Here is a 17,188-nt window from a genome sequence, read left to right on the forward strand (position 1 = left end):
GCATGTACGAAAAAGCACTATAATAGAACGATGATAAATATTTTGGAGGAACGTGATATGAGATTTAAGAAATTCACAGCACTTGCATTGGCGGTTGTTACTGCAGCTTCCGTAGCTATGACAGGATGTGGCAGCAGAATCGATGAAGATGCAGTTGTTGCTACATTAGGAGATAAAGAGATTTCACTTGGACTTGCCAACTTTATGGCACAATATACAGCAGTATCCTATGACAGCTATATTACCATGGGATATGCTAAGGAAAATATGTGGTCACAGGATTTATCCGGAAACGGTAAGACTATGCAGGATAATGTAAAAGATGGAATCCTGACACAGATTCAGACCGATTATCTCTTAGAAGACCATATGAAAGACTATGGTGTGGAAATAACGGATGAGGAGCTTTCTGATATTGATACTGCAGCACAGCAGTTTATGGATGATAACAGTAAGGAAGCAATCAGGACCATGGGTGCCAAGAAAGAATATGTAGCAGAAATGCTTCGACTGAACCTGATTCAGAAGAAGATGTATAATGCAATCATTGCAACTGCAGACACCGAAGTTTCTGATGAAGAAGCGGCACAGAGAACCTTCAGTTATATCAAGGTTTCTACCGAGGCACATTATGATGACAGCAAGAATTATGTGGAATATACCGATGATGAGAAGGCAGAATTAGAAAAAGCTGCAGAGAAAATCGCAGAAGAAGCGAAAACCGATTTTGATGCAGCAGCAACAGACAACGGATATACTGTAAGCACTTATTCATACGGCAGTGATGAAATCGGTGAAGATGGAACAGCAACCGGAAGTATGGATGCATCCGTTATTACAGCAGCAGATGCGTTAAAAGAGGGAGAAGTTTCTTCCATGATTTCCGTAGATGGAAAAGGATATTATGTTATCCGCTTAGACAGTGAATTTGACCGTGATGCAACCGACAAAGAGAAAGAAACAATTGTTTCCCAGCGTCAGTCCGATAAATATACTGAAGTATGCGACAGCTACAAGGAAGAAAAAGAATGGACGGTAAATGATGATGTATGGGCAGCTGTTAATTTTGATAAGCTCTATACCATCAAGAAAACAGATACAGAAACAGAATCTGTAAGTGAGACAGAGACAGCATCAGAGGCAGCAACAGAATAATTGCAGAAATTACAAAGTGACAAGAACATAGAGAAGCAGAAAATTTATTTTTCTGCTTCTTTTCTATCACATAGATACAGGAGTATGGAATGAAAGACAATATCGTATTAATCGGAATGCCGGGCGTAGGAAAAAGTACTGTAGGTGTCGTATTGGCGAAGGCATTAGGCTATAATTTTGTGGATGCAGATTTAGTCATCCAGCAACAGACTGGAAAGCTTTTGTGTGAGCTGATTGCAGAGCATGGAACAGAAGGATTTCTTGAGATTGAGGATGAGGTAAACAGCAGAATAGAAGGACATAAAGCAGTCATTGCCACGGGAGGCAGTGCAGTATATTGTGCAAATGCCATGGAGCATTATAAAGAAATTGCAACCGTACTTTATCTGAGCGTATCTTATGAGATATTAGAAGAGCGTCTTGGTGATTTGAAAAACCGCGGTGTAGTATTAAAAGATGGACAGACCCTGAAAGATTTGTATGATGAGAGAACGGCATATTATGAAAAATATGCGGATATCACCGTAAGTGAAGAGGGATTGTCTATTCGTGAAACAATCGATGTGGTAAAAGAAAAACTCGGGATGGAATAAAAGATGCAGATACCAGGGAATGCACAGGAACCTGTGAAGATGCAGGAATCAGATAAAATGAAGAAGTCAGATAAGATGCAGGAGCAGAAAAAGAAATCAACAACTTTAAATAGAATTGGAAAAGTCGATAAAAAGATTCGTATCCGCATGTGGGCAGCAGGCATATTTTTCGTCTGTCTGGTACTGGTGGTACTTTTGCAGAAATTTTCACTGGGACAGAATTATTTTGTGGTAACCGTAAATAATAAAGTGGTAGGCTGTGTCAGCAGCAAGACAGATGTGGAAAAGGCAGTACACGAAAGCCGGCGGCAAATGGCAAAAGAGAGTGAAGGATATCTGATGCAGGAGATTTCTTATGAGACAACAGAAAGCCATAAGCCATTTCAGAAACTGTTAAGTGAAACTGCATTAAAAGAAAAGATTACAAAGGAGCTTAAGAAAGACAATTCCGGAGAAATCTTTGCATATACGGTAAGTGCCGGTGAAAACCAGCTTTCTTTTGCAACTTTAGATGAAGTAGAAACGTTTTTAGGACGTTTGAAGGAAGAACAGGATACGGACAATCGGTTTGAGATAGAGTTCAAAAAGGAAACGGATCATCAGGAGGGAATGCTTCTTGCAAACTTAAAAGAAACAGGTGATTCAGAAAAAACAGAAGATTCTGCGGATGCCGGTATTGTGCAGCAGCTTGGGACCTATCTTTCCGATGCACAGGAGAATCCCGGGGAAAATAATTATGAAACCGGAATTCTTTCGATGGAATTTGCACAGGATGTGGAAGTGTTCACCAATCTGGTAGCAGCGGACACTCTGACGGATATAGATGCCGCGGTGGAAGAAGTAACAAAAGAGAAAGAAACGAATAAAATATATGAGATACAGCCGGGAGACTGTCTGTCGGTCATTGCACAGGAGCATGATACATCGGTGGCAGCAATTATCGCACTCAATGGATTGTCCGGGGAAGATGCAGTAATCAGTGCCGGTGAAGAACTGATTCTGTCGGTGCCTCAGCCGGACATCAGCTTACGGATCAGCGAAGGCGTAGTATATGAAGAGGATTATACCGCAGAACCGGAGATTGTACCGAATGATTCCTGGTATACGACCGACGAAGTGGTGCTTGCAGAGGGAACTACCGGACATCGCGAGGTTAATATGGTGGTGACAACAGAGAATGGAATTGAGACGGAGCGGAGTATGATCCACCAGACCATACTGACAGAGTCAACGCCGGCAGTTATTGAGCGTGGAACCAAGATACCGCCAACTTACATTAAACCGCTGATTGGCGGAAGAGTTTCTTCCGGTTTTGGAAGAAGATGGGGCAGAATGCATAAAGGAATTGACTGGGCATGTCCGACCGGAACCAAGGTATTTGCATCCAGCAATGGTGTAGTAGTCAGTGCCGGTTATGTTTCCGGTTATGGCAACTGTGTCTTAATCAGCCATCCGGATGGAAGAATGACACGTTATGCACATAACAGTAAATTACTGGTAAAAGCAGGGCAGAGCGTATCACAGGGTGAAGTGATTGCATTAAGCGGAAGTACGGGACGTTCTACAGGTCCGCATGTGCATTTTGAGATATTAATTAATGGTTCCCAGGTAAATCCGGTGAACTATCTGAATTAATTTCGATTTACAAGTCAGTGAATATATAATATAATAATACTATTGTAGATAATTCTTTTGAGGTACGAGAAATACTTGACAAAAGAGGAAATAAGTTACTATAATATTTTGTTTGCAATTTTGTAGGGAATCTAAGCATAGAGGTGCGAGATGGAACAGTATGTGATTAAAGGTGGAAATCCTTTGGTTGGCGAAGTTGAGATTGGTGGAGCTAAGAATGCTGCACTGGGAATTCTTGCGGCAGCAATTATGACGGATGAGACCGTAATAATAGATAATTTACCAAACGTTCGTGATATTAATGTGTTATTAAGTGCCATGGAGGGAATTGGTGCTAAGATAGAACGTCTTGGAGAACATAAGGTAAAAATTAACGGTTCACTGATTCATGACTTGAGCGTGGACTATGAATATATTAATAAAATCAGAGCTTCTTACTATCTGTTAGGAGCATTACTTGGTAAATATAAGAAAGCAGAAGTAGCTTTTCCGGGTGGCTGTGCAATCGGAACCCGTCCGATTGACCTTCATCTGAAAGGTTTCCGTGCGTTAGGAGCCGATGTTGATATTCAGCATGGGTTAATTTCTGCTACTGCAGAGCATCTGGTGGGAAACCATATTTATTTAGATAAAGTTTCTGTAGGAGCAACCATCAACATTATGATGGCGGCATCCATGGCAGAGGGAAAGACTATTATTGAAAATGCGGCTAAGGAGCCACATGTCGTAGACGTAGCTAACTTCTTAAACAGCATGGGAGCAAATATCCGTGGTGCAGGAACAGATGTCATCCGTATTGTGGGTGTAGAGAAGCTTCATAAAACAGAATATTCTATTATTCCGGATCAGATTGAAGCAGGAACTTTTATGTTTGCAGCGGCTGCAACCAAAGGTGATGTAACTGTTAAAAATGTTATTCCCAAGCATTTAGAGGCAACCACAGCAAAATTAATTGAAATTGGTTGTGAAGTGGAAGAATTTGATGATGCAGTACGTGTGGTATCCAGCAAGCCATTGCATCATACCCAGGTAACTACTTTGCCGTATCCTGGCTTTCCAACAGATATGCAGCCACAGATGTCGGTGCTTTTAGCATTAGCAGAAGGAACAAGTACCGTAACAGAAAGTATTTTTGAAAACCGTTTCAAATATGTAGATGAACTGACCCGTATGGGTGCACAGGTGAAAGTAGAGAGCAATATTGCAATTATTACCGGTGTTGAAAAATACACAGGTGCAAGAGTCAGTGCTCCGGATTTAAGAGCAGGTGCAGCCCTTGTAATTGCAGGTCTTGCAGCAGAAGGCATCACCATTGTAGATGATATTTATTATATTGAACGTGGATATGAACATTTTGAAGAGAAATTAGCTTCCCTTGGTGCAATGATTGAAAAAGTAAGCTCCGAGAAAGAAATCCAGAAATTCACATTGAAAGTATCATAAGATAAGAGCATCACAATATAGAAAGTTCTGAATATAAATACTAATATGAATATTGCAATGAGACAGAAGTGTTAAAAAGCGTTATCATAACAAAAAAAGATATCTGGTAAATATGCTGCAAATGAGGCATAGTTATCAGATATCTTTTATACTTTACAGGAAATTGCTTTCCTGTAAAGTATAAAACGCTCCGCGAGGATGCGCACTGCGGCGTATAAGGCAGATGTCGCAAGCGACCGCCGCAGGCGCTAGAATGTGCCAAGGCACATTCTTTTTATATGATTGCTTTGATATATAAAGGACTTTTCTCAAGGTCGATACAGGCTCCATCATCTAACTGAACCAGTGGCTTGGAAAGACGACGATGATTCAATAAAACAATGCGGGCGGAAGTACCATCACTTAACATAACCCGGTTGTTCTGGTATGCATTGGCAATATTCTCTAAGAAGGTCAGAATATACTTTGGCTTATATTTCTGCAGACCATCTTTTTCAAATTCGGCGATTACCTCAAACGGACAAAGGGGAGCACGATAGGAGCGTGCTGCTGTCATGGCATCGTAAACATCGGCAATCGCAATGATGAGTGCATAGTCATCGATTTCTTCCATGGTAAGCCCCATTGGATAACCGGAACCATCGCAACGTTCATGGTGCATGAGAGCTGCCTTTTTAATATGGGAATTTAATGGCTGGGATTTTAAAATATCATAGCCATATTTCGGATGATTACGAATCATCTGGAATTCTTCATCTGTTAATTTTCCGTCTTTATTTAAGACCTCATCCGGAATTTTTGTCTTACCGATGTCATGAAGCAGACCGGCAAGGGTGAGAGTGTCTAATTCTTCATTGGAAAAATGCAGCCATTTTCCGATAATACGGGAGATGATGGCAACATTCAGACTGTGTGCATAGGTGCTGTCGTTGACCTGACGCATATTATGTAACATATCAAAGACATCCAGAGTGGTCTGCTTTGGACTTACTAAAGAAATGGTCTTTGATAAAAGCTCTTCTTTGTTTACGGTTCCTCCATCGGAAAGGTAAGCATCAAAACAGTTCTTTAAATCCTGGGAACGCAGGGTGAAATCCACCTGAAAACGCTGGAATTCCGGAGAACTTTTGAGCTTCTGTGAGTAAGAAGCATCAGAAACCGGACTTGGTGCAGAAACAGGGCTTTTGGCAGGAAAATATGCCGGATCCTTTGGCGTTTCCATTGGAGCAGCGGTCTGTTTATTTTCTGTAATCTGCACACTGGCGATGCCATAAAATTCCAGTCTGGAAATCAGGGTACGCGTAAGTTCTACATTCGGATTAATAATAAGCTGTCCACGCTTGGTGCGGACAGGAATTGCTGTAACCATACCTGGTAACAAATCTTTTGTCTGATATTCTTTCATGCATGTGGTCCTCGTTCTGGATGGATTTTATAATTATGATAGAACAAATCACAATTATATTCCTATTTAAGTATATTCTTTTTGCCAAAAATGTCAATCTTAACAGTAAAAACCGTTAAAATTTGTCAAAAGGATACAAAAAGTAATAAGGAATGTTTTCTCTGTTGATGAGAAAATATGGTGCTTGACATTTCGATATAATAGGTGTATTCTCTCCCATAGAGATTTGAAAATTCAATATTGTAATTTCTCTTATTCAGAGTGATGGAGATACATAGGATCAATGAAGTCACGGCAACCCCACAGCATAAGGAAGGTGCCAACCTGAGCGAGCAAGTCGAACAATAAGAGGATTTGATTATCTTTACCGTTATCGGGTCCGCTTATGATGTAAGCGGTTTTTTTATTTTATGTGAGCAGCGAAAAAAGGTCTGGAAGAAAGAGGAGCCAAGCGCACCCACCAGATACTTAATAAGGGAATCAACAAAACGAGAGGAGAAAACGATGGAAAAAAGATTATTCACATCAGAGTCCGTAACAGAAGGACATCCAGACAAAATGTGTGATGCGATTTCAGATGCAATTCTTGACGCATGTATGGCAGAGGATCCAATGAGCCGTGTTGCCTGTGAGACAGCAAGCTGTACCGGATTTGTACTTGTAACAGGAGAGATTACTACAAAGGCAAAATTAGACATTCCTGCAATTGTAAGAAATACTGTAAATGAAATCGGTTATGACCATGCAGAAACCGGATTTGACGGACATACCTGTGCTGTTATGGTAGCATTAGACCAGCAGTCACCGGATATTGCAATGGGTGTTGACAAGGCTTTGGAAGCAAAAGAAAATAAAATGACTGATGAGGAGATTGAAGCAATCGGTGCCGGAGATCAGGGTATGATGTTTGGTTATGCAACCAACGAGACACCGGAATATATGCCATATCCGATTTCTTTAGCCCACAAACTGGCATTACAGTTAACCAAAGTTCGTAAAGATGGTACTTTAAAATACTTAAGACCAGACGGAAAATCACAGGTTTCTGTAGAGTATGATGAGGCTGGAAAACCAAAGAGATTAGAGGCAGTTGTACTTTCTACACAGCATGACGAGGATGTAACCCAGGAACAGATTCATGAGGATATTAAGAAATATGTTTTTGACCCAGTCCTTCCAAAGGAATTAGTTGATGAGAATACTAAATTTTTCATCAATCCAACCGGACGTTTCGTAATCGGTGGACCACACGGTGATGCAGGTCTTACCGGACGTAAAATTATCGTAGATACATACGGTGGATACGCCCGTCACGGCGGCGGAGCATTCTCCGGTAAGGATTGCACTAAGGTTGACCGTTCAGCAGCATATGCAGCACGTTACGTTGCTAAGAACTTAGTAGCAGCAGGTCTTGCAGAGCGTTGTGAGATTCAGTTATCTTATGCAATCGGTGTAGCACAGCCTACTTCTGTTATGGTTGATACTTTTGGTACCGGAAAAGTTTCTGATGAGAAATTAGTAGAAATTATCCGTGAGAACTTTGACCTTCGTCCGGCAGGAATTATCAAGATGCTTGATTTACGCAGACCGATTTATCGCCCGACAGCAGCATATGGTCACTTTGGAAGAACCGATGTTGCACTTCCATGGGAAGCGTTGGACAAAGTTGATGAATTAAAGAAACACTTATAATATTGGAATAGATTCCAGAATAGTATAAAGAAGAAAGACCTCTTTTCGGAAAAGATTTATTTCTTAAGGGAAATGATTGAAATGCCGGAAAGAGGTCTTTTGGCATTTTAATGAGAAAACCAGCAAAGAGTTTTGGGTGGTTGGAAAATAATTTATAAATTCTTTAGAATAATTCTCAGAATTTTCATGGGAAAAGAGACTGCATGTGGTATACTATGATTATGAAAAACTGGAGGCTTGAGAATGAAACTAAGGACAAAGCTGATTATATCATTTTGTATTATCATATTTGTGCCGGTGACATTGGCCGCGTTGGCAATGTGCGGATTCCGTTATTTTCAGTTAAGAGATATTGCCAACACCTATCAGGTGGAAGATGGAAATATTAGTTATCTGACCAATACGGTGCAGATGTGGAACCGGGTGACAAAGGACAGTTGTCAGAAGTTACTGGATACAGCGGAAAGCGACCCGGACAAATTCCTGGACATGAAATATTTAATGCAGGTTAATGAGACTTTGCAGGGGAAAAACTCCTACCTGATTGTCATGAGGGATAATGAAGAAGTCTATGTGGGAACGGATGATTTGAATACGGTTCCGGAAAATCTGCCGGATTACATGGATACAAAGACAGGGGGAGAGACCGGCTATTTCATTGACAGTGATAAACAGGAAATGATTAAGCGGATTGACTTTGATTTTTTGGATGGTTCGGAAGGAACGTTGTTTGTAATTACATCTATTAAATCACTTGTGCCGGAAATGAAGGAACTTCTGATAGATATTATTATTTCTGTGTTATTGATACTTTTGTTGACGGCAGGTATGCTTACCATATGGAATTACCGGAGCATCATTACTCCGATTAAGAAGTTAGAGATGGCAACCCAGAATATCAAAGAGGGAAACCTTGATTTTACTTTGGAAATAGACAGCAATGATGAAATTGGCGAGCTGTGCCAGAACTTCGAAGAGATGCGGCAGAGACTGAAAGATTCTGCAGAAGAGAAGCTGGCATCAGAGAAAGAAAACCGTGTTTTAATCAGTAATATTGCCCACGATTTAAAGACCCCGATTACTGCTGTGAAAGGTTATTCGGAAGGTCTGATGGATGGTGTGGCAGATACGCCGGAAAAAAGGGATAAATATATCAAGACCATTTATAATAAAGCCAATGAGATGGATTTACTATTAAATGAGCTGACACTTTATTCAAAGATTGATACTAATCGAATTCCATATAATTTTAGCAAGATAAATGTAATGGAATATTTCGATGACTGCGTAGAAGAAATCGGCCTGGATTTAGAGGCAAAAAATATTGGTTTATCGTATTTTAATTACGCTGGGGATGATGTGCAGATTATTGCAGACCCGGAGCAGTTAAAGCGTGTCATTCATAATATTATTAATAATTCCATCAAATATCTGGATAAGCCGAAGGGCTTTATCAATATTCGTGTAAAGGATGTGGGTGATTTTATCCAGGTAGAGATAGAAGATAATGGAAAAGGAATTGCAAAGAAAGACCTGCCATATATCTTTGACCGGTTCTTCCGGGCAGATACTTCAAGAAATTCCGCAACCGGCGGAAGCGGTATTGGTTTATCCATTGTCCGTAAAATTATTGAAGACCATGGCGGAAAGATATGGGCAACCAGTAAAGAAGAAACAGGTACAATCATGTATTTTGTACTGAGAAAATATCAGGAGGTTCCAAATGAGTAAAGTATTGATTATTGAAGATGAGGTTTCAATTGCAGAACTGGAGAAGGATTATTTAGAGTTAAGCGGTTTCGATGTCGAAATCGAAAGTGATGGAGCAAGGGGCTTAGAGAAAGCACTGGCATCTGATTTTGACATGTATATCTTAGACCTGATGCTTCCGGGCATGGACGGCTTCGAAATCTGCAAACGTATTCGTGAAGTAAAGAATACACCGATTCTTATGGTATCTGCCAAGAAGGACGATATTGACAAGATTCGCGGACTGGGACTAGGTGCAGATGATTATATCACAAAACCATTCTCCCCAAGCGAGCTGGTAGCAAGAGTAAAGGCACACCTTGCCCGTTATGAAAGACTGATTGGCAGCAATGTGCAGGAAAATGATATTATTGAGATTCGTGGAATCAAGATTGATAAGACAGCACGCCGCGTCTGGGTAAATGGCGAGGAAAAAGCATTTACCACAAAGGAATTTGATTTACTGGTATTCTTAGCACAGAATCCGAATCATGTATTTACCAAGGAAGAACTGTTTAAAGAAATCTGGGATATGGAATCCGTTGGTGATATCGCAACCGTAACGGTACATATCAAAAAGATTCGTGAGAAGATTGAGATGGATACCGCAAAGCCTCAGTATATCGAGACAATCTGGGGTGTGGGTTACCGCTTTAAATTATAGGAAAAACATATGTATAAGATTGCAGAACATATTTTATATGAGGATGACAAGCTGCTTGTTTGTGTAAAACCGGCAGGGATTGCAGTGCAGACGAAGCATATGGGCGAGCAGGATATGGAGAGCCTGCTTCGGAATTATCTTGCTGCAAAAGGAGAGACTCCCTTTATTGGAATCATCCATCGCTTAGACCAGCCGGTGGAAGGCGTAATGGTCTTTGGAAAGACCAAAGAAGCTACAGCAGAGCTGAACCGGCAGATGCAGAAAAATGGTTTTGGAAAATATTATCTGACAGTGGTATATGGAAAAGCAGAACCGAAAGAAGGACAGCTTATTGACTTTCTTAAGAAGGACGGCAGAAGTAATACTTCTTCTGTCGTAAAACAGGGAACCGCAGATGCAAAGCGGGCGGCGTTAACCTATCGGGTGCTGGAATGTAGTACGCTTGATGATAGCGATGATAGAGATGGCAGAGATGGTAAAGCTGCTTCAGGAGCGGGTACAGCGGATGGAACATCGGAAAAAACTGAAGCTGCGGAAGAAATCAGTCTTCTTGAAGTAAAATTAGAGACCGGGCGGCATCACCAGATCCGTGTGCAGATGTCGCATCATGGCTGGCCATTGGTGGGAGATAGAAAGTATGGAAGGAAGAATGAAAGTCTGCCGGGAATGAGGCAGATGCCACTGGCACTTTGTTCTTACTGGCTGGAATTTCTGCATCCCACTAGCAAAAAGAAGATGCAGTTTCAGATAACACCGGAAGGTCAGGCATTTCATTTGTTCTCAGATTTATAATACATAAAAAACCCGGTATGACACATACTGATGGTATGACTGGAAAAACAAGACAACTTATAAAAAAGATTATATATTTAGCAGGGATTACAGTTGCAGTATATTTGGGAATGCGTTTCGCACTGCCGATTGTAATTCCTTTTTTACTGGCAATCCTTATTGCAAGAATATTATGTAAACCAGTAGCCTTTCTGTCAGAGAAAACAAAGCTTCCCAAAGGAATTGTAAGTACGGCGGCAGTGTTGTTGCTGCTGGCAGTGATTTTTCTGCCGATGGGCTATCTTGTATACAAGGGAATCTGCGAACTTGCATCACTGATAACGAATTATCCGGCATTATTTGGAAAAGCAGATACACTCTGGTGCAGTTGTTGTGAGCGGGTTGCGGAAATCACCGGCATGAAAACAGAGACAATGGTGCAGTGGGGAAAAAACTGCGCGGCATATGTCAGCAGTCAGGCAGAAACGAAGCTGATTCCGGCAATGATGAATGGTTCGCTGGCATCTTTGCGGGGACTGGCAGCATTCTTTGGCATCTGCATTGTAACTGTTGTGGCGGCAGTACTGATACTCTGTGATTATGATAATCTGGTGCAGCGTTGGAGAAAAAGCAGTTTTTATTCCTGGGGCAGACGGATATTTCAAAATATGTGTCATGCCGGTGGAACATATCTTAAGGCACAGCTTATTATATTGGCATTAATCAGTGGCGTATGTATAGCAGGTCTGTTCCTTACCGGAAATTCTTATGCCATTCTGGCGGGAGTGCTGATTGGCATGAGTGATGCACTGCCTTTTATTGGCACAGGACTTGTCTTTATACCATGGCTGATTATCGATTTATTTCGTGGAAAGTATTTTGCGGCAGTTATATATGGTATACTGTTTATATTGAGTACCTTTATCCGGGAATTTATGGAGCCAAGGCTTATGGGAAGAGGGCTGGGCGTGCATCCGCTGGCGGTTATTATCAGTATTTATGCAGGTCTGAAAATATATGGAACAGCCGGTGTTATTTTAGGTCCGCTTTCCGGATTTTTAATCTGGGAAATTTATCGCAGTATCTGTGGAAGAGAGGAAAAAGAGATAACATGAAAATTGTGTGCATTTATGGACAGAATCATAAGGGTTCCACCTATCATATTGCAAAAATCCCATGGGATAATCCCATGGGATTTTTAAAAGTTACGTAGTTATTTGTTGCTTCTTCTCCAGATATGCATTTTCTCTGCATCTGCGATTAATTCATCACGGAAGTCCGGATGTGCGACAGAGATAATTGCTTCACATTTCTGCCAGGTAGAAAGTCCCTTTAAGTTGACTTTACCATATTCTGTTACCAGATAGTGGATGTTGGCACGGGTATCGGTTACGATAGATCCTGGATCTAAGGTAGGAAGGATACGGGATTTTAACTGACCATCCCGGGTTGTAAAGGTAGAAGAACAGCAGATGAAGCTCTTACCACCATTAGAAAGGTACGCACCCAGAACGAAGTCTAACTGTCCGCCGGCACCACTGATGTGTTTGATTCCAGCAGACTCTGCATTTACCTGACCGAAGAGGTCTACATTTACTGCATTGTTAATGGAAATAAAGTTATCCAGTGCGGAAATGGAACGGATATCATTGGTATAGCTTACCGGAGCACTCATAAGTTCCGGGTTTTCATCTAAGTAGTCATACATTTTCTGAGTTCCTGCACCGAAACCATAGGTCTGACGGAAACGGTCGATGTTTTTCTTGGAACCGTTGATTTTTCCTGCTCTTGCAATATCAACGAATGCATCAACGTACATTTCGGTATGTACACCTAAATCTTTCAAATCAGATTCTGCAATCATGGAACCAACAGCATTTGGCATTCCACCGATACCAAGCTGGAGACATGCACCATTTGGAATCTCATCTACGATTAATTTTGCAACTGCCTGATCGATTTCAGTAGCAGCTCCGCCACCACCTAATTCACCGATAGCCGGGTTCTCGCCTTCTACGATGAAATCAACATCGGAAATATGGATGCTGTTTTCAAATCCGCCTAAGCAGCGAGGCATATTTTTATTTACTTCAACGATAACTTTCTTGGAAGTCTCGCAAACTGCCATCATATGAGAAGCGTTTGGTCCAAAGTTGAAATATCCATGTTTGTCCATTGGAGCAACCTGGAACATTGCTACATCATCCGGAGTAGCGGAGTCACGATAGTATCTTGGAAGCTCGGAATAACGGATTGGAGCGTAGTAAGAAAAACCACGGTTGATATATTTACGCTCGATTCCGGACATATGCCAGGAGTTCCAGGTAAAGTGTTCGCCGGCATCTTCACGTTCGAAGACAGCTAACGGTTTTAACAGAATACCACCTCTTAAGTTGACATCCTTTAATTCATCCGTACGTTTTGCAAGGGCTTTATCCAGTGCATCCGGAGTTCCGGTACACCATCCATAATCTACCCAGTCACCGGATTTGATGACTTTGACAGCCTCATCTGCGGAGACTAATTTCTGTTTATATTCCTGTGTGTAATCCATGAAAAACCTCCTGTATATTTTGTTTGTTAAATTATTATCATAGTACCACTTCGTACATGATTATTCAAGTCGAAGGGACTAAGAATTATCGTCTGGGAGCTGCCATTGTCTGGCTGCATTTCTATATTCTTCCGCCTGGGCTGCATTCCCGGATTTTTCATAGCAGTCAGCCAGTCCGTTCAGCGGAATATTTCCACTGGTATGGACATCAAGAATGCTGGCAGTTTCAAAGGCAGCGTTGTAGTACCACACGGCTGCTTCATCATAATCTTCTGCGTCAAAAAAATAATTTCCCAATTCGCAGCAGATTTCTGCACAAGGGGTAGTAATCATATCCTTCAGTGCCAGCTTGAAAAATTCATTGACATTTCCGGTAATCCGGTAGCAGCGGCTTAAGATACAGCCGGCTTCCTTGCGGGCATCCCCAGAAGCGGTTTCATCCTGCAGGGTAGCAAGAAATACTTTTGCGGCGGCAATGAAATCTTCTTTCTCCCCGGTCATGAGGAGCTCTTTGGCATACATCCGGTGCAATTTTTCGGAAAGCCGTCCGTCCCGGTCAAATGCCAGTAAGAAGCCTTTGAAATCACGGCTGCTGTGCAGGGACTGCGGAAGATGCGTAATAGCAATATCACTGTCAAAGACAACCGGGTCTAAGCGCACCGTTTCGTGAATCGGGTCAATCCAGGTAAAGGTACGGAGTCTCCGGTAGAGCTTCGGACGGTATTCTTCTTTAAAGTTAAGCACCGTATTAAATTCATTTTTGGTCACATATTTCATCTGTACAATTTCGACCTCCGGAACCATGGCTTCTTTTAAAAGCCGGAACTGTTCTCGGTTCTCATCATCTAAGACTTCATCTGCATCTGCGGTATAAATGTATTCCATGGAAGCTTTGGAAAAAGCAAAATTTCTGGCATCTGCAAAGTCATCCTTCCAGATATAGTCATAGATTTTATCGGTATAGCGGGTAGCAATTTCCCTGGTGCGGTCGCAAGAGCCGGTATCCACGATAATGATTTCATCCATCAGACCGGCGAGTGAATCCAGACAGCGGGAGAGAACCTGCTCCTCGTTTTTTACAATCATGCAAAGGCTTATTGTTATCATCAAATCATCTCCTTTCGCAAGCACCTATACAAACATATTTATTATCGCATATTTCAGGGAAAAAGTATATCAGTAGGGACAGAATTTATTTGACAGAGCCGGCACTGGTGTCTATGATGAAATGAGACAAGAATGAGAAGAAAAGCGAAAGCTTGAGAAAAGGATGAAAGCAATGGAAACAAAAGAAAAATTCATGCAGAAAACCATAGTAGTCTGGCTGGGAGCATTGGTGTGCTGCCTGTTGTGGGGCAGTGCATTTCCGTGTATTAAAATCGGCTATCAGATGATGTACATTGCATCGGATGAGGTGGCGTCCCAGATTCTGTATGCCGGCTATCGGTTTACGCTGGCGGGAATTTTAACAATAATATTGGGAAGTATCGGAAGCAGACAGTTTCTGCGTCCGACAAATGGCTCTCTTGGAAAAGTTTTTAAATTAAGCAGTTTGCAGACTGTGGGACAGTACCTGCTTTTCTATATCGGACTGGCGCACACCTCCGGGGTAAAAGCGTCCATTATTGAAGCATTAAATGTATTCGTGGCAATTCTGGTAGCAAGTCTTTTATTCCATCAGGAAAAATTATCGACGCGGAAAATAGCAGGCTGTATCATTGGATTTGCAGGCGTGGCACTGGTAAATATGGGAAGCAGCGGATTTGATTTTCATATGAGCGTGACCGGAGAAGGATTTATTTTCCTGTCAACGGTAGCGTATGCATTTTCTTCCGTGTTGTTAAAGCGGTATTCCAAATCCGAAAATCCTGTCATGCTGAGTGGATACCAGTTCCTGGTGGGTGGAATTATTATGGCATTGTGCGGCTTTGCAGCAGGTGGACGGGTGAGCGGATTTACGGCATCATCCTTTGGACTGCTGTTTTACATGGCATGCATTTCTGCCGTCGCATACACGCTGTGGGGCATTTTACTAAAATATAATCCGATTTCCCGTGTAGCGGTATTTGGATTTATGAACCCGGTGTTTGGTGTGATTCTTTCAGCATGGCTTCTGGGAGAAAAAGAGCAGGCAGCAGGCATCAAAAGTGTGATTGCCCTGATATTGGTATGCATCGGTATATTTGTGGTAAATTATAAGAAAGAGGTTACGAAGGAGGATTAACATGAGTGCAGTTGTAACATTGAAAAAAGGCGAAGGAAGAATGGTAAAATCCGGTGGCATGTGGATTTTCGATAATGAAATAGAAAGTGTCATGGGAACATTTGAAAACGGAGATCTGGTGCTGGTACACGATTTTGACGGATATCCGATGGGCATTGGATTTATCAACCGCAATTCCAAAATCCGGGTGCGCCTTTTCAGCAGAAAAGAAGATACAGTTATTGATGAAGCATTTTTCCGGACACGATTGCAGCAGGCATGGGAATACCGGAAAAAGACGGTAGACACCTCATCCTGTCGCGTGGTATTTGGAGAGGCAGATTTCCTGCCGGGACTGGTTATCGATAAGTTTTCAGATGTGCTGGTAGTGCAGTCCTTAGCACTTGGCATCGACCGTTACAAAGAGCTTATTGTAAAGCTTTTAAAGGAAATTTTGGCAGAGGATGGCATTACAATCCGCGGCGTATATGAGCGGAGTGATGCAAAAGTCCGCAAACAGGAAGGCATGGAGCTTAAGAAGGGCTTTATCGGAGAAGCATTTGATACCAATGTGGAAATTGTAGAAAATGGTGTGCGTTATATCGTAGATGTAAAGGATGGTCAGAAAACCGGATTTTTCTTAGATCAGAAATACAACCGTCTTGCCATTCAGAAATTATGTGAGGATGCAAGAGTGTTAGACTGCTTTACCCATACCGGCTCCTTTGCATTAAATGCCGGAATTGCCGGAGCAAAAGAAGTCACCGGAGTGGATGCTTCGGAACTTGCCGTACATCAGGCAGAAGAAAATGCAGCATTGAACGGTCTTTCCGGCACGGTAAAATTCCTGTGCAGGGATGTCTTTGAACTGCTGCCGGAATTAGAGGAAGCAGGCGAAAAGTATGATGTGGTAATCTTAGACCCACCGGCATTTACCAAGTCCAGAAATTCTGTTAAAAATGCCATCAAGGGCTATCGTGAGATTAACCTTCGTGCCATGAAGCTTGTGAAAAATGGCGGATTTCTTGCAACCTGCTCCTGCTCCCATTTTATGACGTATGAGTTGTTTACCAAGACAATCGGACAGGCAGCCCACAGCGTCCACAAGCGTCTGCGTCAGGTGGAATTCCGCACCCAGGCACCGGATCATCCGATTCTCTGGGCGGCGGACGAATCCTATTATCTGAAGTTCTATGTGTTCCAGGTTGTTGATGAGATGTGAAAATTTTTGAAAGTGGCAGGTCCTAAGTGAATTGCCACTTTTTTGTGTGCAAAAACACGTTGATTCGTATGGAAAAATGTAATATAATACATTAAAAGACGC

The 17,188-nt window shown here is 41.9% G+C and carries 14 protein-coding genes and 1 riboswitch; of the genes, 11 read left to right on the plus strand and 3 right to left on the minus strand.

The window, feature by feature from the left end:
* The first annotated feature begins 57 nt into the window (after nucleotides 1–57).
* From DV740_RS11375 to DV740_RS11390, 4 genes are all read left to right on the plus strand, one after another.
* Nucleotides 58–1,155, plus strand: coding sequence for a peptidyl-prolyl cis-trans isomerase (locus DV740_RS11375; protein WP_158561560.1), 1,098 nt, complete (start codon nucleotides 58–60; stop codon nucleotides 1,153–1,155).
* Between the two features lie 89 nt (nucleotides 1,156–1,244).
* Nucleotides 1,245–1,748 carry a shikimate kinase gene (locus DV740_RS11380; protein WP_118088116.1) on the plus strand — a complete coding sequence of 168 codons (504 nt, stop codon included), beginning with the start codon at nucleotides 1,245–1,247 and terminating at the stop codon, nucleotides 1,746–1,748.
* Between the two features lie 3 nt (nucleotides 1,749–1,751).
* Nucleotides 1,752–3,383: a M23 family metallopeptidase gene (locus tag DV740_RS11385; protein WP_242994298.1), complete on the plus strand. Its 1,632-nt coding sequence runs from the start codon at nucleotides 1,752–1,754 to the stop codon at nucleotides 3,381–3,383.
* Between the two features lie 150 nt (nucleotides 3,384–3,533).
* The gene (locus tag DV740_RS11390; protein ID WP_117841358.1) at nucleotides 3,534–4,826 is read left to right on the plus strand and encodes a UDP-N-acetylglucosamine 1-carboxyvinyltransferase; all 1,293 of its coding nucleotides are present in this window, start codon (nucleotides 3,534–3,536) and stop codon (nucleotides 4,824–4,826) included.
* A 274-nt stretch (nucleotides 4,827–5,100) separates the two neighbouring features.
* On the opposite strand, the gene DV740_RS11395 is transcribed toward DV740_RS11390, so the two are convergent.
* Nucleotides 5,101–6,231: an HD-GYP domain-containing protein gene (locus DV740_RS11395; RefSeq protein WP_118056602.1), complete on the minus strand. Its 1,131-nt coding sequence runs from the start codon at nucleotides 6,229–6,231 to the stop codon at nucleotides 5,101–5,103.
* Nucleotides 6,232–6,480: 249 nt separating this feature from the next.
* A riboswitch (SAM riboswitch) is annotated at nucleotides 6,481–6,582 on the plus strand.
* Nucleotides 6,583–6,735: 153 nt separating this feature from the next.
* On the opposite strand from DV740_RS11395, the gene metK reads away from it, so the two are divergent.
* From metK to DV740_RS11420, 5 genes are all read left to right on the plus strand, one after another.
* Entirely contained in the window at nucleotides 6,736–7,923 is a 1,188-nt protein-coding gene (gene metK, locus DV740_RS11400; RefSeq protein ID WP_022243616.1) for a methionine adenosyltransferase, read from the plus strand.
* Between the two features lie 243 nt (nucleotides 7,924–8,166).
* Nucleotides 8,167–9,654 carry a sensor histidine kinase gene (locus DV740_RS11405; RefSeq protein WP_118088117.1) on the plus strand — a complete coding sequence of 496 codons (1,488 nt, stop codon included), beginning with the start codon at nucleotides 8,167–8,169 and terminating at the stop codon, nucleotides 9,652–9,654.
* Nucleotides 9,647–10,336 carry a response regulator transcription factor gene (locus DV740_RS11410; protein ID WP_022243614.1) on the plus strand — a complete coding sequence of 230 codons (690 nt, stop codon included), beginning with the start codon at nucleotides 9,647–9,649 and terminating at the stop codon, nucleotides 10,334–10,336. The genes DV740_RS11405 and DV740_RS11410 overlap by 8 nt, the downstream gene beginning before the upstream one ends.
* A 9-nt stretch (nucleotides 10,337–10,345) precedes the next feature.
* Complete coding sequence (locus DV740_RS11415) at nucleotides 10,346–11,128, plus strand: RluA family pseudouridine synthase (protein WP_118088118.1); 783 nt, start codon at nucleotides 10,346–10,348, stop codon at nucleotides 11,126–11,128.
* A gap of 17 nt (nucleotides 11,129–11,145) precedes the next feature.
* Nucleotides 11,146–12,222 carry an AI-2E family transporter gene (locus tag DV740_RS11420; RefSeq protein WP_118088119.1) on the plus strand — a complete coding sequence of 359 codons (1,077 nt, stop codon included), beginning with the start codon at nucleotides 11,146–11,148 and terminating at the stop codon, nucleotides 12,220–12,222.
* Between the two features lie 98 nt (nucleotides 12,223–12,320).
* Here DV740_RS11420 and DV740_RS11425 read toward each other — a convergent pair whose 3' ends face one another.
* Both DV740_RS11425 and DV740_RS11430 read right to left on the minus strand, forming a co-directional pair.
* A complete protein-coding gene (locus tag DV740_RS11425) occupies nucleotides 12,321–13,661 on the minus strand; it encodes a butyryl-CoA:acetate CoA-transferase (protein ID WP_118056599.1) in 1,341 nt (446 codons plus the stop codon).
* Between the two features lie 78 nt (nucleotides 13,662–13,739).
* Nucleotides 13,740–14,768 carry a glycosyltransferase family 2 protein gene (locus DV740_RS11430; protein ID WP_118088120.1) on the minus strand — a complete coding sequence of 343 codons (1,029 nt, stop codon included), beginning with the start codon at nucleotides 14,766–14,768 and terminating at the stop codon, nucleotides 13,740–13,742.
* 163 nt (nucleotides 14,769–14,931) lie between these two features.
* Between DV740_RS11430 and DV740_RS11435 the strand changes: the two genes are divergently transcribed.
* On the plus strand, nucleotides 14,932–15,885 hold the full coding sequence (locus DV740_RS11435) for a DMT family transporter (RefSeq protein ID WP_118088121.1): 954 nt from the start codon (nucleotides 14,932–14,934) through the stop codon (nucleotides 15,883–15,885).
* 1 nt (nucleotide 15,886) lies between these two features.
* A complete protein-coding gene (locus DV740_RS11440; RefSeq protein WP_118088122.1) occupies nucleotides 15,887–17,086 on the plus strand; it encodes a class I SAM-dependent rRNA methyltransferase in 1,200 nt (399 codons plus the stop codon).
* The last annotated feature ends 102 nt before the right edge of the window (nucleotides 17,087–17,188 follow it).

It is taken from the genome of Roseburia sp. AF02-12 (assembly GCF_003461765.1).
Lineage (GTDB): Bacteria > Bacillota > Clostridia > Lachnospirales > Lachnospiraceae > Roseburia_C > Roseburia_C amylophila.